19 protein-coding genes and 2 tRNA genes are annotated in these 19,158 nt (G+C 40.8%); 11 read left to right on the forward strand and 10 right to left on the reverse strand.

Annotated elements, in window-relative coordinates; all coding sequences use genetic code 11:
* Positions 1-84 precede the first annotated feature (84 nt).
* Positions 85-1,455, reverse strand: a complete 1,371-nt coding sequence (locus tag OP489_RS05055; protein WP_266163249.1) for a PLP-dependent aminotransferase family protein — start codon at positions 1,453-1,455, stop codon at positions 85-87.
* Between the two features lie 132 nt (positions 1,456-1,587).
* Here OP489_RS05055 and OP489_RS05060 point away from each other — a divergent pair, with 132 nt between their 5' ends.
* Positions 1,588-2,328, forward strand: a complete 741-nt coding sequence (locus OP489_RS05060; protein ID WP_266163250.1) for an ECF transporter S component — start codon at positions 1,588-1,590, stop codon at positions 2,326-2,328.
* A gap of 56 nt (positions 2,329-2,384) precedes the next feature.
* Here OP489_RS05060 and OP489_RS05065 read toward each other — a convergent pair whose 3' ends face one another.
* Positions 2,385-3,359 carry an RluA family pseudouridine synthase gene (locus OP489_RS05065; protein ID WP_266163251.1) on the reverse strand — a complete coding sequence of 325 codons (975 nt, stop codon included), beginning with the start codon at positions 3,357-3,359 and terminating at the stop codon, positions 2,385-2,387.
* A 175-nt stretch (positions 3,360-3,534) separates the two neighbouring features.
* Here OP489_RS05065 and pyrE point away from each other — a divergent pair, with 175 nt between their 5' ends.
* The 4 genes from pyrE (at position 3,535) to OP489_RS05085 (ending at position 5,199) form a co-directional block, all read left to right on the forward strand.
* Positions 3,535-4,113, forward strand: a complete 579-nt coding sequence (pyrE, locus tag OP489_RS05070; RefSeq protein WP_266163477.1) for an orotate phosphoribosyltransferase — start codon at positions 3,535-3,537, stop codon at positions 4,111-4,113.
* The gene (locus OP489_RS05075; protein ID WP_266163252.1) at positions 4,110-4,856 is read left to right on the forward strand and encodes a JAB domain-containing protein; all 747 of its coding nucleotides are present in this window, start codon (positions 4,110-4,112) and stop codon (positions 4,854-4,856) included. The genes pyrE and OP489_RS05075 overlap by 4 nt, the downstream gene beginning before the upstream one ends.
* Positions 4,857-5,016: 160 nt before the next feature.
* Positions 5,017-5,090: transfer RNA gene (locus OP489_RS05080), tRNA-Gln, on the forward strand.
* A 32-nt stretch (positions 5,091-5,122) separates the two neighbouring features.
* Positions 5,123-5,199 (forward strand) — tRNA-Pro (locus tag OP489_RS05085).
* A 224-nt stretch (positions 5,200-5,423) separates the two neighbouring features.
* Here the strand turns inward: OP489_RS05085 and OP489_RS05090 are convergent.
* Together OP489_RS05090 and OP489_RS05095 are read right to left on the reverse strand one after the other, a co-directional pair.
* Positions 5,424-5,858, reverse strand: a complete 435-nt coding sequence (locus OP489_RS05090; protein WP_266163254.1) for a DUF2178 domain-containing protein — start codon at positions 5,856-5,858, stop codon at positions 5,424-5,426.
* A gap of 418 nt (positions 5,859-6,276) precedes the next feature.
* The gene (locus OP489_RS05095; RefSeq protein WP_266163255.1) at positions 6,277-6,507 is read right to left on the reverse strand and encodes a helix-turn-helix transcriptional regulator; all 231 of its coding nucleotides are present in this window, start codon (positions 6,505-6,507) and stop codon (positions 6,277-6,279) included.
* Between the two features lie 504 nt (positions 6,508-7,011).
* Here OP489_RS05095 and OP489_RS05100 point away from each other — a divergent pair.
* Positions 7,012-8,646: an ABC transporter permease gene (locus tag OP489_RS05100; protein WP_266163256.1), complete on the forward strand. Its 1,635-nt coding sequence runs from the start codon at positions 7,012-7,014 to the stop codon at positions 8,644-8,646.
* Positions 8,647-8,660: 14 nt separating this feature from the next.
* A complete protein-coding gene (locus tag OP489_RS05105) occupies positions 8,661-9,332 on the forward strand; it encodes an ABC transporter ATP-binding protein (RefSeq protein WP_266163257.1) in 672 nt (223 codons plus the stop codon).
* Positions 9,333-9,472: 140 nt separating this feature from the next.
* On the opposite strand, the gene OP489_RS05110 is transcribed toward OP489_RS05105, so the two are convergent.
* From OP489_RS05110 to OP489_RS05115, 3 genes are all read right to left on the reverse strand, one after another.
* Positions 9,473-9,652 carry a hypothetical protein gene (locus tag OP489_RS05110; protein WP_266163258.1) on the reverse strand — a complete coding sequence of 60 codons (180 nt, stop codon included), beginning with the start codon at positions 9,650-9,652 and terminating at the stop codon, positions 9,473-9,475.
* Between the two features lie 196 nt (positions 9,653-9,848).
* A complete protein-coding gene (locus OP489_RS12335; protein ID WP_416232471.1) occupies positions 9,849-10,088 on the reverse strand; it encodes a DUF2892 domain-containing protein in 240 nt (79 codons plus the stop codon).
* 107 nt (positions 10,089-10,195) lie between these two features.
* A complete protein-coding gene (locus OP489_RS05115) occupies positions 10,196-10,633 on the reverse strand; it encodes a cupin domain-containing protein (protein ID WP_266163259.1) in 438 nt (145 codons plus the stop codon).
* Between the two features lie 286 nt (positions 10,634-10,919).
* On the opposite strand from OP489_RS05115, the gene OP489_RS05120 reads away from it, so the two are divergent.
* The 4 genes from OP489_RS05120 (at position 10,920) to OP489_RS05135 (ending at position 14,113) form a co-directional block, all read left to right on the forward strand.
* Positions 10,920-11,198, forward strand: a complete 279-nt coding sequence (locus tag OP489_RS05120) for a zinc-ribbon domain containing protein (RefSeq protein ID WP_180340902.1) — start codon at positions 10,920-10,922, stop codon at positions 11,196-11,198.
* A 177-nt stretch (positions 11,199-11,375) separates the two neighbouring features.
* Positions 11,376-11,576 (forward strand): hypothetical protein, encoded by a 201-nt coding sequence (locus tag OP489_RS05125; protein WP_266163260.1) that lies wholly within the window; start codon positions 11,376-11,378, stop codon positions 11,574-11,576.
* Positions 11,577-11,734: 158 nt separating this feature from the next.
* Positions 11,735-12,487: an exodeoxyribonuclease III gene (locus OP489_RS05130; RefSeq protein WP_266163261.1), complete on the forward strand. Its 753-nt coding sequence runs from the start codon at positions 11,735-11,737 to the stop codon at positions 12,485-12,487.
* Positions 12,488-12,505: 18 nt separating this feature from the next.
* Positions 12,506-14,113, forward strand: a complete 1,608-nt coding sequence (locus OP489_RS05135; RefSeq protein WP_266163262.1) for an MBL fold metallo-hydrolase RNA specificity domain-containing protein — start codon at positions 12,506-12,508, stop codon at positions 14,111-14,113.
* Positions 14,114-14,169: 56 nt separating this feature from the next.
* Here OP489_RS05135 and mscL read toward each other — a convergent pair whose 3' ends face one another.
* From mscL to OP489_RS05150, 3 genes are all read right to left on the reverse strand, one after another.
* On the reverse strand, positions 14,170-14,574 hold the full coding sequence (mscL, locus tag OP489_RS05140) for a large-conductance mechanosensitive channel protein MscL (protein ID WP_266163263.1): 405 nt from the start codon (positions 14,572-14,574) through the stop codon (positions 14,170-14,172).
* Positions 14,575-14,661: 87 nt separating this feature from the next.
* Positions 14,662-15,957: a 2-hydroxyglutaryl-CoA dehydratase gene (locus OP489_RS05145; protein ID WP_323135424.1), complete on the reverse strand. Its 1,296-nt coding sequence runs from the start codon at positions 15,955-15,957 to the stop codon at positions 14,662-14,664.
* A 9-nt stretch (positions 15,958-15,966) separates the two neighbouring features.
* Positions 15,967-18,870: an acyl-CoA dehydratase activase-related protein gene (locus OP489_RS05150; protein ID WP_323135425.1), complete on the reverse strand. Its 2,904-nt coding sequence runs from the start codon at positions 18,868-18,870 to the stop codon at positions 15,967-15,969.
* Positions 18,871-19,158 lie beyond the last annotated feature (288 nt).

The following is a 19,158-nucleotide window of genomic DNA, read 5'->3' on the forward strand; positions in this document are numbered from 1 at the left end:
TTCAATCAAGGCTTTTTCGGGATAACAAGAGGAAAAGGAGCTTCTTTTTGGCTGTTTCTATCCATTAAAAAGAAAAACGTTTGATTATTTATACAAAATTTTGTTCCATGCGCGTCCTAATGCTTTTACGGCAGGAACAATTTCTTCTTGTGGAATTCCTGCAAAACTCAGAAGGATCGTTCCGCTTTGCCCGGGAAGAACCCGGACGCTTTCGGCTGCCGCAAGTTCTACAAGGCGCGGAACAGAAGGGGCGTTTTTAAGTCGGATCACTGCATAGAGTGGAATCTCCTGTAATGAAATGTCAGCAAAATCTCCAAACTGTGTTTTTAAAGATTGCTGTAAAAGTTCACTCTTTTGTGCATAAACTTTTCTTAGCCGCCGCAGATGACGCTGCATCTGGCCGCTTTTAATATAATCGGAAAGAGCAAGCTGCTCAATACGGGAAGCAGTTTGATTATAATGCCCAACTCGTTCCAGGTAGGTGGGCAGCAGCGCGGAAGGAAGTACCATGTAACTAATTCGGACACTTGGAAGCAGAAGCTTTGAAAAAGAACCGAGATAGATGACTTTGCCGCCGTTTCCCATTCCCTGCATTGCACTGATCGGGCGGGCACGGTAGCGAAGTTCTCCGTTATAGTCGTCTTCGATAATTAAGCCATCGGTCTCTTTTGCCCATTGAAGAAGTTCCTGCCGACGCAAAAGGGGAATTGGTTGCCCAGATTGCGGACGGCTGGAGGGGGTTACATATAATAGACGAACACTGCTCTCATAAAGGTCAGAAATTTTCGGGCCGTTTTTATCTGCAGAAAGTTTGATGACACCAATTCCACAATCTGAAAAGACTTGTTCAGCCTGTAAAAAGCCAGGAGACTCCATGGAGACGGCGCCAACTTTTCCCTGTAGAAGTCCGCAGAGCAGATATAAAAGCGGCTGTGTACCGGCACCAATCACGATTTGTTCGGTATTACAGATCACACCGCGCGCTTCATAGGTATAGTCTCGCAGAGCTTGCCGCAGCGGTAATTCTCCCTGATGCTCACCGTAACGGACCAAAACTTCATGGCGGTTCAGATAGTCCCGAATATGCTTGCGCCAAGCTTTAAGATCGGCACAGTCACTGTCCACTGATTCTGCACCAAAATTGTAACGATAGAAAGGGGCAGAGGAAGTATCAGAAAGGATAGGCGGTTTTACAGGTCTTTGCCCGCCTGCCGCCAATACATAATAGCCGCTTTGCGGTTTTGCTTTGAGATAACCTTCTACACAGAGCTGCTGATAAGCAGCTTCGACCGTAGTACGGCTCAGAGAGAGATCCTCACACAAAACGCGGATAGAGGGGAGCTTTTGTCCCGGACGAAGTGCTCCGTTAGCCGTTGCCTGCTTAATTTGATCATATAATTGCTGATATAGCGGAACTTTTCCGTTGCGCTTTAATTTCATATTGTCATAAAACATTTTTTCACCTACAAACTGTGCATATTAAATTTTTAATAATTGTAGCTTTCTAAAAGCACAGTCGCCGAATATAATAGTACCATTCTAGTAAGAAGAAGTAAAGGACCAAAACAGGAAATGAGGGAGAACAACATGGAACAACATGCACAAACACAAAAGAAGACTTTAATTGGTTATGTAATGGCAGCTCTATTTGCGATTGGAGCAGCTGTTGCGGGGAGTATGATGCAGCTTTGGCTGGCACTGCCGTTAGGGCTGATAGCAGTATTTTTGCTGATTGCTTCCATCTCCTTGAGAAATCTTCAGTATAATATTACAGGAAAAGACATGACCAGTAATCTTGCATTTACGGGATTGCTTGCGGCGGTTGTTTTGGCTGGGTTTTTCCTCAGCATTAAATTTCCTTTGATGGGTACGAAAGCACAGGTCGGTTTCGGAAATGTCTTTTGTGTTTTGGCAGGCCTTGTCCTTGGACCGGTTTATGGAGGATTTGCGGCAGGAATCGGTGGATTCTTTTATGATTTGCTCACCGGTTGGGCGGATTCCAGTTTGGTTACGTTTGCATTGAAATTTTTGATGGCGTTTATTACAGGACTAATTACCTGGGGGGTTCATGGAGATCAGAAGCCGACTTTAAAACGAATTATTCCGGCAGCGATCGTTGGATCTCTTGCGCAGTGCCTGTTGTATTTAGGGCATGGTTGGCTGGAAGCAATTCTGCTTGGAAATCCGGAAGATGCAATTAAGTATATTATGGGTGTAAAAGTAGCGGTAACACTTGTAAATGCAGCGATTGCCGATGTTGTAGCGATTCCGCTTTTTGAGGCGATTCGTTCGGCGCTAAAACGGAGCCATTTGGCTTTTAATCGTTAAAAACGTGAAAACAATAAAAAGGGCTGATTTTAAATCAGCCCTTTTTGATTGTTTTCTTAGAGTTTCTTTCCTTTTTTCCAGTGTTCAAAGTCTTGAAGAAACCAAATTTCCGAAGCTGTAAATTCTTGTCCATTTAGAGAATTCAGAATGCTGGCATCTGTTGAAAAATCGAATCGGAGTTTATAAGAATAAAGAGCCTGATAGGGAAGTCCAAACCGTTTGTTGATTGTGTTGGTGCCGTATTTTCCATCTCCAATCAATGGATGACCAATGCTTGCAAGGTGAGCACGAATTTGATGGGTACGGCCGGTTAGAAGTTCCACTTCCAAAAGTGAAACATCCGGGGCTTCGTCCAGCACTCGGTAGCGGGTACGAATCATTTTCCCTTCTGGGAGCGGCTTATTGCTGATGTAGACGCGATTCTGAGATTCGTTCTTTTGCAGATATCCTTCCAGGGTATCCTCTTTTTTCTTCATATGGCCATAAACAAGGCATAAATATAGTTTCGTCAATTCCCGATCTTTTACTTTTTGATTCATGATACGCAGTGATTCTGAATTTTTAGCAGCCATTACGATGCCGCCGGTATTTCGGTCGATTCGATTAATTAAAGCGGGCGCGAAGGAGTTTTCTCCTCTTGGGTCATATTCGCCGGTAGCATAGAGATGATGCTGTACGCGGGCGATCAGAGAATCAAAATGATAATGTTCGTCTGGGTGTACGATCAGACCTGGCTTTTTATCGAGCAGCATTAGATTTTGGTCTTCATAAAGAATCTTTAGTTTATCTGGAGCTTTCAAAAAATCAAAAGGCTGTTCTGATTGCTGGAAAAATTCATCTTTCAGATACATTTCCAGCACATCTCCTTCTTTTAGACGGGTGCTGATTTCACATCGCTTTCGATTGAGTTTGATATCCTTTTTTCGAATACTTTTATAAAGCATGGACTGCGGCAGATTTGGATAAGTTTTGGTCAAAAATTTGTCTAGCCGTTGTTCTGCATCGTTTTTCTGAATGGTGACGCTTTTCATGAATTTCCTCCTCGATATTGATCGACAGAAATATTTTTGTAAAAATACTCTTTTATCATACCACATGAGAAAAATAAGAAAAAGGATAAAATGAGGAAAAAACTTTTCAAAAGGGAGAAAGTAGGATATAATGAAAAATCAGAAACAGAAATCGAATAAAGGAGCGTATAAGCGTATGATTACAGAGGCACAGATCACAGAGATATTAAAAGAGACCGGCGCCTTTCTAGAGGGACATTTTCTCTTATCTTCCGGTAGACATTCGAATGCGTACTGCCAGATGGCAAAACTGCAGCAATATCCGGCAAAAGCAGCTGAAGTTTTGGCGCCCGTTGCAGAGAAGCTCAAAAAGATGAATGTGGATGTCGTAGTCGGACCTGCCATGGGTGGAATTGTCTATGCGTATGAAATTGGATGTCAAATCGGAAAATGTGCCATTTTTACCGAGCGTGTCGATAATATCATGACGCTGCGTCGCGGCTTTGAAATTCATGAAGGAGAACGCTGCCTCATCATGGAAGATGTTGTAACGACCGGAAAATCCAGTTTGGAGACGGCGAAAATTATTGAAGATCATGGTGGGATTGTTTTGGGAATTGCCTGTGTGGTGGATCGTAGTAAGGGTACTTCTCCATTGCCGGTTGTTGCCAGTGCTTTGCAGTTGGATTTGCCAAACTGGGCGCCGGAAGATTGTCCGCTTTGTAAGGAGGGAGCCGGTGAACCTGTTAAACCGGGCAGCCGGAAAATGAAATGACAGGGAAAACATCTCCTAAGAACCCTCATGCAGGCCATCGGGAACGAATGCGGGAGCGGTATCGTAAAGAAGGCATTGAAGGTTTCGCAGAGCATGAAGTATTGGAAATGATGCTCTTTTATTGTGAGCGCTGCAGCGATACCAATGCACTTTCTCATCGCCTTTTGGAACGTTTCGGTTCTCTTTCCGGCGTGTTAGATGCTCCGGAGCAGGAACTGCGTAAGGTAAAAGGAATCGGAGAAGTAGCGATTACTTTCTTTAAACAACTTCCCGATTTTTATCGTTGTTATCAGATTAGTGCTTCCAAGGCACCTAGAATTTATAATTATGCGGAAGCCGGGCGCCTTTTCTTAAATCGTTTTCAGGGCATGAAGGAAGAATGCGTGCAGATGATGCTGCTAGACAGTAATCAACGAATGCGCTGGTGTGGAATTTTGACAAAAGGCAGCGTAACTGCATCGGCAATTTATATGAAACCTCTTGTAAAAATGGCTGTGCAGTATGATGCGGTGTTTGCAATTCTTGCGCATAATCATCCCAGCGGAGCAATTTTGCCCTCAAAAGAGGATTTGCAGGTAACGGAGGCGGTGCGTGATGCGCTCCGTACAGTGGAAGTAACTTTGGCGGATCATATTATTGTCGCCGGAGATCAATTTTTATCTTTACATGATGGTGGTTATTTTGATCGTTTGTTTGAAGTTTGTCCTTTAGGAAAAGTAGCAGATTCAAAAGAATCCGATTGATCATAAAAAGGCTTGCTAAACATCGTTAGCAAGCCTTTTTTGTTTGTTGATTTTAAAATAGAATCAGTGTAATTGTAATAAAAACGCAAAAAATATCGAGAAACCTCTTGACATTCTTCTAGTATTTGGTATAATAAATATCGCTGTTTCCAGTAAATATTGCGGAATTGTGTAAAGGTAGCACGACAGACTCTGACTCTGTTTGTGAGGGTTCGAATCCTTCTTCCGCAGCCAAAGAGCCCCAGAGTTTTTGGGGCTATCTTTTTCGAGGTGTGGCTCAGCTTGGTAGAGCGCTACGTTCGGGACGTAGAGGCCGCTGGTTCGAATCCAGTCACCTCGACCAGATTTTAAGAGCCGAAAAACCGCATTGGAAAGCCAATATAAGGCTTTTTGATGCGGTTTTTCTTATATCATTCTTTCATGAAGAAACACGCACAATAATGATAAAAATTAAAAATACGTGAGTCTAAATATATTTTGCATTATGTTATAAATGAGAAATAAGTCCACCGGGAAAACTTTCTTTTTTGTTATGGATTCGATCTTTGATCTAATAACAATGATGTTTTAGCTATGTTTTTCGTAATGAATATTAACAAGCAGCGCAACAATAAATAATATACAAAGCACAACACATAAAGTTAGTGAAACGATAAGAAAAATCTGTGTTTTAAATACTCCATACAAAGCTAAGCAGATAAAACAACCTGCGCATAGAATGTAATTCAATAATTTTAGTGTCAATCGACTGCTTTTCATCGTTATGTAGATATCCCGTTCGTCAGTGCTGTCTGCAAGATGTTCCAAAGCTCCTTTTCGTGAAAAGGCAAGGGAATAGTTTATTGTGGTCACGACAATTAGAAAAACTCCAGCAATCAGAAAGCGCCACTCGAATTTTATGAACAATCCCACCAAACAAACAATGGCAAGAATGGTACTTATACAGCCATACACAAAGTTACTTTGACTTTTTATTTTCGGCAGATCTCTTTTTTCAGACATAAAATTTGTCCTCCTTTAAGTGTGCTTTTCATAATAAATACTAGAGATAATCTCAGTTATCATCGAAATGTTGAAACCAAAGTTCAGACCAACTCCAGCGTAAGTAAGAAATGGTTCTTTTGCGATAGTACCCAGAAACATAAAAGCAATCATCAAGATAAAACAGACTATCTGTGTAACATTAAATGCATTGCTTTTCGACTTCAATCGAATCAAATGATTCCTTTCATCCAGATCATCAACCTTATCTTGCTTTGACATTTGATACGATGTACTTCTCCGTATTTCATCCATTCCGAAGAGAAACAATGCGATCATTAATAAAATTGACTTAATATCAAATGTTTTAAAAATACAGCACAATAACAGTGCTAAGCTTAAAAGAAATGAAGTTATTCCTGAAATGAAAGATTTTTTGTTATAAATTTTCATATTGTTTATCTTCGAACTCCTTATTTTCTTTTAAACAGCATAAATCTTCTACGGTGACCCCAAAGATTTGCGCTATCCGATATGCCAACAGAAGGGAAGGACTATACTTTCCTGTTTCAATAGAAATAATGGTGCGTGAAGAAACATGGACCAAGCTAGCTAACTGCTGTTGGGTTAACTCGGCTGAAGTGCGAAGTTCTTTTACTCGTGTTTTCATGTGGAACTTCCTTTCACTTATATGAAGCATGCTTCATGTGAAGCTGACTTCATATTAGCATGCAACCAAAATTTTATCAAGAGAGTAGATTAGCCTGCAAGCAGTTTATGTGTATTATTTTATGCCTACTCTGAGACCTATATCTTTATTGAAATTGAAAAACAACACGGACTTTAAGAGCCAAAAACCGCATCAAAAAGCCAATACAGGATTTTTGATGCGGTTTTTCTGATACCATTTTATAGGGATTCAAACATTAAATTTTGAATATTTTAAAGCTATTCTATCAAAAATGCCAGTAAAAATTTTTAGATTACAATATTTATTGCGGCGTTTTGTTTTTTCTGTCCTTTTTAGATATCAAGAGCACAAATGTCGTTTGCTTAGGTTCACCTAAAGTTCATAACTTTCTCACGAGAGCACCACAAAGCAACCGTACACTATTTTCAAATAAAAAATGCGGATGAATGATATTTGTCCGCGCCTGAAAGGCGAGATGAAAATATGTATATTGTTCGCAATGCGCTGCGGAACATTGCACGCTCTAAAGGCCGCAATATTTTAGTTGGAATTATTGTGTTCGTGATTGCTATTTCCAGCTGTGTGGCTTTGTCGATTCGACAAGCAGCATCTAAAGTAGAATCCCAAAGTTTGGATAATTTAAAAATCACCGGGCAAATTTCTGTTAACCGTGAGTCCTTATTCCAGAATACCCAAAGCGCCACATCTTCTGGTAGCACTTCGAGTGAAGATATTCGCTCGAAGCTGTCATCACTTCAAGGACCGACGCTCGATGAGCTAAAGACTTATGCGTCCGCACCATCCGTCTCAAGTTTCTATTACACCATTTCCAGCACAGTCAACGCAAACAACAATTCTTTTGAACCCGTGGATACTTCATCTTCCAAAAATTCAAGTGATTCCTCCGCATCCGCCTCAACAGAAGATCGTCAGAGTATCCGCGAAGGAAAAGGAATGAGTGGGAATATCCCGGAGGGGATGGGTACACAGGGGAACTTTTCCCTTACCGCATACAGCAGCGAAAGCGCGATGACAAACTTTCAAGAGAATAATAGTTCTATTACGGATGGCTCCATGATTGATTTGACAGCTGCGGACAATACTTGTTTAATTTCAGATGAATTAGCATCCCTCAATAATTTATCTGTAGGGAATACCATCACGATTACCAATCCAAACAACGACGGGGAAACCTATACATTTACTATCATAGGTATCTATCACAACAGTAATACGGAATCTACCAACACTATGATGCAATTTTCTACTTCCAGCGATCCGGCGAATTTGATTATTATTAGCACCGGAACTATGAATAATATTGTTGCTCAATCAACATCAGCGGCGAAAACCTCTACAAACCAGGATACTGGAGTTACTTCTACCACTGCATTACGTACTAAAACCTCTGGCACCTATGTATTTAACGATGTGTCAGCCTATGAATCTTTTCAAAACGAAGTAAAAGATATGGGATTATCAGATGACTATTCGGTTTCCTCAACCGATCTAAACAATTATGAACAGAGTCTGGTACCGCTGAAAAACCTCAGCAAATTTGCTGGCATTTTTCTTTTGATCGTGCTACTGGTTGGCGGAGTTGTTCTGATTGTACTTAATATTTTTAATATCCATGAACGCAAGTACGAGGTTGGGGTGCTGACAGCCATTGGTATGAAGAAAGGCAAGGTAGCTCTACAATTTGTAACCGAGTTATTTACAGTGACTTTGGTTTCTATTATCATCGGAACCGCTGTAGGAGCAGCCATTTCGGTTCCCGTTACCAATTCACTGTTGGCATCACAGGTTGCTTCCCAACAGACTCAGTCAAGTCGTGTAGAGCAAAACTTTGGCCGCGGCAGACAAATGGAAAATGGGCAGGGAGGCACTTCTGCCAATACAGCCGGCGAAGGGACAATGGCTTCTCCTTCTGGTTTTTCCGGACAAACTGGAAAATCGGTTACTAATTATATCAGCAGTGTACAATCAGCTACTGATATGACCGTTGTTGTAGAGCTTTTGGGAATCGGCGTATTGCTCACTTTGATTTCCAGCCTTGTCGCCGTAATTTTCATATTGCGCTATGAGCCGTTGAAAATTCTTACCAACCGGACATAAAGGAGGAGATTATTATGAGCATATTGGAGCTGAAAAATCTCAGCTATTCCTACGACGGAATACATCCTATTCTTAAGGATATTACCTATACATTTGAACAAGGAAAAGTATACGCTATTATGGGAAAGTCTGGCGCTGGAAAAACTACTTTGCTGTCTCTGTTGTCTGGGTTGGCCAAGCCTACGAGCGGCACGATCCTTTTTCAGGACAAAGACATTACCACCATTGACCGTTATCATTATCGCAGCAAATATGTAGGCGTTGTGTTTCAGGGATTCAATCTTCTTCCGCAACTGACTGCTGTAGAAAATGTGGAATTGTCTATGGATATCTCGGGTATGAAGATCAAAGACCGATGTGAAGTAGCGATGAATTTATTAGATAAAGTGGAGTTAGACGAAGTAAAGGCCAATCGTCGAGTACTGAAGCTTTCCGGTGGCGAACAGCAGCGCGTTGCCATTGCACGAGCACTATCTTACAATCCAGATATTTTGTTAGCTGATGAGCCTACTGGAAATCTTGACGGAGAAACACAGGATGCAGTAATGAATATTTTTCTTCGCCTTGCTCGAGAAGAAAATAAATGCGTTATTATCGTTACCCATTCACCTGAGGTGGCCCATCAGGCTGATATTGTGTATGAACTAAAATCTGCAAAATGTACTGACCTTTCTCCCTTACAATAAAATCTTGTTTTGCTAAGAAATTCGTTCTAACGAGCACTCTTATATATCTGCAGCAAAAAAATTTACGCATTAAAAAGGTACCACCAACTATCATTTTTTCGGATGGCTGGTGGTATCTTTTTCATGTAACTGCCTATAAGTTATTTCTTTTCATTGTTTAATTCTTCTTTTAGCTGCTCTATTTTGGCGTAGATTAAATTTAAGTTATCAACAATATTATTGGTAGATATTATTAGTGATTTTAATCTTTTTTGTTCTTTCTTTTTATATTTTTTCTTATATTTCTTTTTGAACTTTATATATTTTTTATCTTTTCCCATATTTTCATCTCCAACACAATTATATGCACAGCTAAATTGTAATTAAATACATTTTTTTAACAAAATTATATGAATTTATTCTTAAAAGAAACAAATAAAATATTGAAAGTTGATATAAGGTAGATTAAAATAAAGAAATATAAAAAATGACGACTCAAGAGTCGTCAAAAGAATGAAACCAATTTATTGCTGTTTATTATTTTCTTGTGGAAATATGAAGGAAAGAATACAGGGGACATACCCCGGAAATAGCAGTGGCCAATGGTATAAATCCGAACAGACTAAACCATTTTTTATTTTTAGGAAGTGAAAAGAACAGACTAAACAGAGTTACAGCAAGGACTGCCCGTATCGCTCGGCCTACATTTCCTATATTTTTCACTTTTACGCCTTCTTTCGAAATTATGAAAGATAAAATAATCTTTGCTCTTATCATAACCAAAAAGGGTACATTTTTGCATGAAATATATTTTTAGAAATTCTTTCGTGATTTATTGGATATAAAAACAGCGTCGACCGCCAAAGCGGAGGACGCTGTAAATTTTATTTCTCTGTAGCAAGCGCATCTTTTTTTGTTTTGTGCACTGTTCCATGCGGATGATGTGGTGGCGCATAAATGGAATATAATTTTAATGGAACATTTCCGGTGTTAATTAAATTATGCCAGGTGCCTGCCGGAACAAATATTGCATATCCAGAAGAAACATTTTTCTGAAAATTTAAATCATTTTTATTGCGTCCCATTTTTGCGATTCCGCGGCCACACTCAATTCGCAGAAACTGGTCTGTATCAGGGTGCATTTCCAATCCGATGTCTCCATTGACTGGAATGCTCATTAAGGTCGTTTGTAGATAATTGCCCGTCCATAATGCAGTACGATAGTTATTATTTTGTTTAGTAGCTGCTTCGATATTGATCACATATGGATTAGGGCCATAATCTTTTAATGTTTCACTCGTCGGGTGAAAACATCTATTCATAATGTCGTCGACTCCTTTAAATAAATTTTACCCATTCAAATTATATGGAAATCTTCAGAAAATTGTGTGTTGCACACAAGAAAAGCAATCCTTTTTCACGAATGATATAAACTTAAATAATTCACTTTCACATAAAAAGTAAGTAAAAATCCACTTTTTCCAATTTTAAAAAAAATTCTCAAGGAATTCCATATAATTTATTTTATTTTAATTGACTTTTAGATAATTAGAGGATATACTAAATAAGTCACCAAACGGTGAACTATCATAATTTAAGAGGTATTATATGTATCAAGACAAAACCCTCGTCTGCAAGGATTGCGGTCAGAATTTCACCTTTACTGCTGGAGAGCAGGAGTTTTTTGCTGAGAAAGGCTTTACTAATGAGCCCCAGCGTTGCCCTGAATGCCGCAAAGCACGCAGACAAAATTCAAACGGTGGACGCGGAGAGCGCCAGATGTATGATGCTGTCTGTGCTTCCTGTGGAAGACCTTGCAAGGTTCCTTTCCAGCCGCGCGACGATCGCCCTGTTTACTGCAGTGAATGCTTTAGCAATAAAAGATAAATTTTAGTCTTTTGAAAGCCGTCCCTTAACGGGGGCGGTTTTTTTTGATTTAATGTTGTTTTTAACTTTGATTTTTCGGATTTTTCCAAGATAAATAAGAACTTTCCTATTTCTTCATTTTTACAAGTTAACGGATAAATTTTATCGGTTTGTACATTCTAGTTTTGAGGTGATTTTATGAGCAAATTTGATGGACAACCAGATCATACTTTTGGTGACCCTATTCCAGATAAAGAACCCCATGTGGTACGAAAGGAACACGAAATCCGAAAAACAGACCGTCCTATTCGTAAAGATATTTATCCGGTAATTGATACCGATCTCGGAAGGGATAATCTTGAAAATGATATGCCCGAAGCTGATCTTCAGGATCTATGATTCTAAGTGACCCTTGCTTTTACAGCAAGGGTCACTTTTATTTATGCTGACTTGCTTTAATTTTTCTGCTTAAAAACAAAAATAAAAAAATTATAGTAGATTCACACAAAATATGATATAATTAAAAACAAAAAGGAAGCAATTTGTGGAGGTGCTAAATGAAGTTTCTTTCCTGGAATGTAAATGGTTTGCGCGCTTGCCTGCAAAAAGGATTTCTGGAATTTTTGAAAGAATCGAATGCAGATACGATTTGTTTGCAGGAGACGAAGATGCAGCCGGAACAAGCAGATTTCGAATTACCTGGATATACACGTTATTGGAATTCCGCCTTCAGAAAAGGATATTCCGGTACCGCAATTTTTACGAAAAATTTGCCGATCAGCGTTCAGCAGGACATTGATGATCCTGACCATATAGGGGAGGGGCGTTCAATAACCCTGGAATATCCGGAATATTATTTGGTAACTGTTTATACGCCGAATTCTCAAGACGAATTAAAGCGCTTGTCCTATAGAATGGAATGGGAAGATGCGTTTCGTACTTATTTAATGAAGCTGGATCAAAAAAAGCCGGTAATTGTCTGCGGCGATATGAATGTAGCGCATGAGGAAATCGACCTAAAAAATCCAAAGACAAATCAAGGTCATGCGGGATTTTCAGATCAGGAGAGGGAAAAATTTACGCAGCTTCTTGAGAGTGGATTCGTGGATACATTTCGGCGAATTCATCCGGAAGAAACCGGTGCATATAGCTGGTGGAGCTATCGATTCCATGCACGAAACCATAATGCAGGATGGCGCATTGATTATTTCTTAGTGTCTGAGCGCTTTTTTTCACATGTTCAGAAGAGTGAAATTCTCAGTGAAGTCATGGGGAGCGATCACTGTCCGATAGAACTCGATTTTGAATGATAAGGAGTGATAAATAAGATGAAGTTGAATTTTTACGGTGCTGATAAAGAGGTAACAGGCAGCTGTCATTGCCTTACAGTGGGGGACAAGACCATTTTGATTGACTGCGGACTGCAGCAGGGAGCCGATGTAACAGATAATGCAAAATTGCCGTTTGCTGCAAATAAAGTAGATTATGTTCTTGTTACCCATGCCCATATTGATCATTCAGGCCGACTGCCGCTTTTGGTTAAGCAGGGCTTTCAAGGGAAAATTTGTGCAACGGGGAAAACGTGTGAGCTCCTTTCTATCATGCTGCGAGATAGTGCGCATATTCAGGAAATGGATGCGGAATATGAATCCCGTAAAGGAAAACGTGCAGGTAAAGCCCCTGTGGAGCCGCTTTATACCGTAAAGGATGCAGAAGATACCCTAAAGTATCTTACTCCGTATTCGTACGATGAGATGATTGATCTCTGTGAAGGAGTAAAAATTCGTTTTGTAGATGCAGGACATCTTTTAGGCAGTTCCAGCATTGAAGTTTGGGCTACGGAAAATAATATCACAAAAAAGATTGTATTTTCAGGTGATATTGGGAACATCAATATTCCAATTATTAAAAATCCAACCTACATTACCGAAGCAGATTATGTGATTATGGAATCCACTTATGGAGATCGGGAACATGAGCATATAGATGATTATACCAAGGCTTTTGCCGATATTATTGATAATACTCTGTCAAATCACGGGAATGTAGTGATTCCATCCTTTGCGGTAGGACGTACGCAGGAGCTGCTTTATGCGATACGGGAGATCAAAGAACGTCATCTGACGCCTAAAAATCCAAATTTTCCGGTTTATGTGGATTCTCCTCTTGCAACTGAAGCCACCAAAATATATAGCGGAGATCTCCACGGTTATGCAGATGAGGAGACTGCCAAATTAATTGATCAGGGCTTTGAACCGATTTCTTTTCCAAACCTGAATATGACAGAAAGTGTGGAGGAATCCAAAGCACTCAATACGGACGGCGTTCCAAAAGTAATTCTTTCTTCGAGCGGTATGTGTGAAGCAGGAAGAATTCGCCATCATTTAAAGCACAATCTCTGGCGGCCGGAGTGTTCCATTATCTTTGTTGGGTTTCAGGCGAACGGAACCCTTGGAAGAATCCTTTTGGACGGAATTGATTCTGTAAAACTATTTGGTGAACAGATTGCGGTGAAAGCGCATATCTTTAATTTTCGGATGCTGTCAGGACATGCAGATCATACTGGACTTTTACGTTGGATTAAAGCTTATCAACCGACGCCTAAAAAGGTCTTTGTTGTTCATGGAGAGCAGAAATGCTGTGAAGGATTTACGGAAGAACTGAAGCATTATGGATTCGATGCCTATGCGCCAAATTTTAATGCCTGCTATGATTTGCTTTCGGATCGTATATTGGATTACGGAATGGAAGCGCAAGTTCTGCATCCCAAAAAGGTGGCACTTTCCGGCAAACAACCTTCTCCTATTTATGCGCGGTTGGTGGCGGCTCAGCATCGCCTGGAAGACGTCATTCGGCATAATGAGGGAGGGGCCAATAAAGATTTGACTCGGTTTACAAATGAACTCATAAAACTTTGTGAAAAGTGGGATCGCTGAGTCAACTAACATGTAAATAAAAGATCCGGCCTTCTCAAAAGAGAAAGCCGGATCTTTTATTTTTCTGATTGGCTTTTTAATAGATCACGAATTTCGGTTAAAAGCAGTTCTTCTTTTGAAGGTTCTAAAACTTTTTCTTTTTGCTCATTTTGTTTCTGACGAAGACTGCTAACCTTGTTTGCGAATTTCACCATTAGGAAAATCGAAAGAGAAATCATCAAAAAGTTAAAGACACTCTGAATAAAAGAACCATAAGTCAGTACGGCTTTTCCAAGTAAGGTGACAGAAAGATTGGAAAAATCAAGGCCTCCGGTTAAAAGTCCAATGAGGGGCATAATGATGTCTTTTACAAGGGAAGTGACAATTGCACTGAAAGCAGTGCCCATTACAACGCCGACAGCCATATCCATGACGTTGCCGCGCATAGAGAATTCTTTAAACTCCTGAATGAATTTTTTCATAAAAAATCTCCTGCCTTTCTAGAAGTTACTTTTATTATCAACAAATTTAGCAAAAAAGCAACTATGGCAGGAGACTTTTGTTTAATTTTAATCTTTTTTGTCAGATTGCACTGCTTTTTTCTGCAGGTTTTCACGAGCGACCGCCAGCATTAACTTGATACGGTTTTCTTGATTGACCATGGTTGCACTAGGATCGTAATCGATCGGGACAATGTTGCTTTCTGGCCGCAGGGTTTTGATTCGGTGAATCATTCCTTTTCCGCAGATATGATTGGGAAGACAGCCGAAAGGCTGCGCGCAGACGATATTTTCATAGCCTGTTTCGCAGAGTTCCAGCATTTCGCCGGTCAAGAGCCACCCTTCGCCCATCTTATCCCCATAACCAATCACGCCGTTTGTTAATTCTTTTACTTTAGCATATGGGGTGGGCACTTCAAATTTTGGCTCGCTTTGAAAAGCCTCTGTCAAAATATTCTGCATTTTCGTGAGATAATCAAATAAAACGCTGACCGCGCCAAATTTAAATGGATTTCCTCCATAAAGTTTGATGTCTTCCAAACGGTTATCAACCTTAAAAATTGCAAAATTCAAAAGACCCGGAACATTTACTTCGCAGCCTTGATCAAAGAGAAAATCCTCGAGATGGTTATTTGCAAAGGCTGCATATTTTACGTAGATTTCTCCAACGATACCGACCCGAATTTTTTGGACCGCCTGGGTTGGAATTTTAGCAAAATCATGAACAATTTTCAGCAGATTTTCTTTTTCTGCTTTTAAGCCTAATCCTTTCCCACGTTTAAACTGGGAACAAAGTTCGTCGACCCAATCTTTTACGAGCGCCTCACTGTCACCAACATGTGTTTCGTAAGGCTTGATTTGGTTGCGTAGTGCCATCAGAGCATCTCCATAGGCGATGGCAGCGATTACTTTTCGCAGCATACTCAGAGTAATGGAAAAACCGGGATTGGATTCCAAACGGGAAAGGTTTAAGCTCACGACTGGGATCTGATCCATCCCAGCTTTATGAAGCGCTTTGCGCAGCAAGTGAATATAATTGCTTGCACGGCAGCCGCCGCCGGTCTGAGTAATGATCAGGGCGGTGTGATCGAGATCATATTTTCCAGAGTGAAGAGCGTCTATAAATTGTCCGATTACAAGAAGTGCCGGGTAACAGGTATCGTTGTGAACGTATTTGAGCCCTTCCTGGACAATCGCAGGCCCGTCATTTTGCAGCAATTCCACCTTATATCCACAGTTGCGGAAAACATCTATGAAAAGAGAAAAATGAATGGGAAGCATCATCGGACAAAGAAGGGTATAATCTTTTTTCATCTCTTTTGTAAAGAGCAAACGTCCGGTATCAGTATATTTCAGTTCTGCCATGATAAAGCCTCACTGGTCGAGGGCGGCAAAAAGGCTGCGAAGCCTAATTTTTACGGCGCCCAAATTTGTAATTTCGTCAATTTTGATCTGCGTATAAATCTTATCGTTTGCTTCCAGAATGCTGCGGACTTCATCCGTTGTGATGGCATCTACGCCGCAGCCAAAGGAGACCAACTGAACCAGATTCATATCTTTCTGTGAGCTAACGTATTTAGCGGCAGCATAAAGTCTGGCATGATAAGTCCACTGATTTAGAACGCCGGTATGAAAGCGCTTGACTAGGCAGCTAACGACGTCTTCGCTGATGACGGCAGCTCCAAGAGAAATAATTAATTTATCGATTCCGTGATTGATTTCGGGATCGAGGTGATAGGGGCGTCCACTTAATACAATGATCGGCTTTTTCTCTTTGCGCGCTTCTTTGATGATTTCGTTTCCTTTTTCGCGAATATCGGAAAGATAAGCATTATAAGCGTCGTAGGCGGCATCAGAAGCTTTTTTGACTTCCTGCAGAGTAATTCCAGAATAATATTTTTCAAGGATTTTATGCATCTTTTTGGGGAAATCATGTCTTCTATGAATTCCGACATAGTCATGGATAAAAGTTTTTCCCTGAAGCGCGACGGTGTTGGCATTAATGACTTCCGGATAATAGGCGACGACAGGACAATTATAATGGTTGTCGCCGAGTTTTTCATCAAAATTATAACTCATGCAGGGATAAAAGATATGATCAATTCCCTGATCAAGCAGACTCAGAACATGCCCGTGGGTCAGCTTTGCAGGGAAGCAGACGGTGTCACTGGGAATGGTGCTTTGGCCACGGATATATAGTTCTCTGCTTGAAAGGGGAGAGAGTACAACTTCGAATCCCAGCGTGGTAAAGAAAGCATGCCAGAAAGGCAGCAATTCGTAAAAGTTAAGTCCCATCGGAATCCCAATTTTTCCGCGTGGACCGGGAACTGGTGCATAGCTGCGAAGCTTTTTAAGCTTATAAGCATAAAGATCTAAATCGTCACTCCCGCTTTTCTTGGTTATCGGACGCTCACAGCGATTTCCGCCAATGAAGCGGCGGTTATTGCCAAAGATATTGATGGTCAAACGGCAGTGATTACTGCACATTCCACAGTTTGTCACTTTGACTTCGTGTTTGAAATCGTTTAGTTCTGCGAGAGAAATCAAAGAAGTTTGATGCGGTGATTTTTTTTGCTTCTTGATTGCATAGATTGCAGCGCCATAGGCTCCCATTAGTCCGGAAATATCAGGGCGGACGACTTCAACGCCCAATTCGTTTTCGAAGACTCTTAAAACGGCATCATTGAGGAAAGTACCTCCCTGAACGACGATTTTGCGGCCCAGCTCTTCAGCAGAGGCAGCACGAATTACTTTATAGATTGCATTTTTTACAACACTTACGGATAGTCCGGCAGAAATATCCGCTGTGGTTGCGCCATCTTTTTGAGCTTGTTTGACCTGACTGTTCATGAAAACCGTGCAGCGGCTTCCCAAATCAACAGGATGTTTTGCAAAAAGGCCCAATTTTGCGAAATCAGCGATTTTATAACCGAGAGTATTGGCAAAGGTTTGCAGGAAAGAACCGCAGCCAGAAGAGCAGGCTTCATTTAAGAAGATATTATCAATTGCCCCACGGCGAATTTTAAAGCATTTCATGTCCTGACCGCCGATATCAATGACAAAGTCAACATCGGGCATAAAGCATTTGGCGGCTGTAAAATGTGCAATGGTTTCTACAATGCCGTAGTCGAGTCCAAAAGCGTTTTTGAGCAGCTCCTCGCCGTAGCCGGTTACAGCGCTGGAGACAATCTTTAAATCCGGCTTCTTTTGATAAAGAGAGAGCAGATATTCCCGTACGACCGGAACCGGATTTCCACTATTACTTTGGTAGGTGCTGTCAAGAATTTCACCGTCTTTGCCGAGAAGCACCGCTTTAATGGTTGTAGAACCGGCATCAACCCCTAAAAATGCAGGGCCGTCATATGTGAGAAGATCTCCTCTGGGCGCTTTGCAGGAATTGTGACGTTCCAAAAACTCCTGATATTCTTCTTTGTCTTTAAAGAGAGGGGGAATACTGCGGAAATTTCCACTGGATCCGTATTGCTTGATATTTTTGAGTGCTGTATCTAAGTCTGTTTCGATTTCACTGCTGTAAGCAGCGCCAAGCGCAACAAAGTATAGACTGTTTTCCGGACAGGTTCCGGTTGTTCTCAGCGCGGTATCGAAAGCGCGCCGTAATCCGGATAGAAAAGTCAGCGGACCTCCAAGGTAAAGCACATTTCCGGCAATCGGGCGCCCTTGTGCAAGGCCGGCAATCGTCTGGTTGGCAACAGCCGCAAAAATGCTGGCACAAAGGTCACTTTTCCGCGCACCTTGATTGAGCAGCGGCTGAATGTCGCTTTTTGCGAAAACGCCGCAGCGGGATGCGATTGTATAAATTTTTTCATATTGAGCAGAGAGCTGATCCATCTCGTCCAAGGAAATGTTTAATAAGGTTGCCATCTGGTCAATAAACGCACCCGTACCTCCTGCACAGGAACCGTTCATCCGTATTTCCATGCCGCCGGTCAGAAACAGAATCTTTGCATCTTCTCCGCCGAGTTCAATAATACAGTCGGTCTTTGGAAGAAGCTTTCCAGTGGCAATACGGGTGGCATAGACCTCCTGTACGAAAGGAAGATTACAGGTTTGTGAGATTCCCATTCCAGCAGAGCCGGAGACGGTGAGTTGGGCTGGACTTCCTTTTAAGATGGTATCTCTTACTTTTGTAAGAAGCTCGGTCATCTTTTCTGTAATCTGGGAATAATGCCGTTCGTAGGATTGATAAATTATTTTATTTTGATCGTCTAAAACAACGCATTTTATTGTTGTAGAGCCGACATCGAGGCCAATTTTCATAAATACTACCTTTCTTTTTCTAAAATCGAAAAAGCGTTTTTTTCAGCATTTTTTCATGTATAATTTTTTATCTAATTAGAGTCGTTTGGAACAAATCAGAATCATTCTATGCCACTGTGAAATAACTGTCAAGTATCTAATAAAAAAAGGAACACCCCCTTGAGTGAAAAAGTCAAATATGCTAAAATATAAAATAAAATGAACAAAATCTTATCTAAAAGACAAATGTAAAAATAACAGAAATGAGTCAAGGAAGAGACAAAGTGTTGATATCACATTTTGATTATG

Source organism: Caproicibacterium sp. BJN0003 (assembly GCF_026314295.1).
In the GTDB taxonomy this organism is placed as follows: Bacteria; Bacillota; Clostridia; order Oscillospirales; family Acutalibacteraceae; genus Caproicibacterium.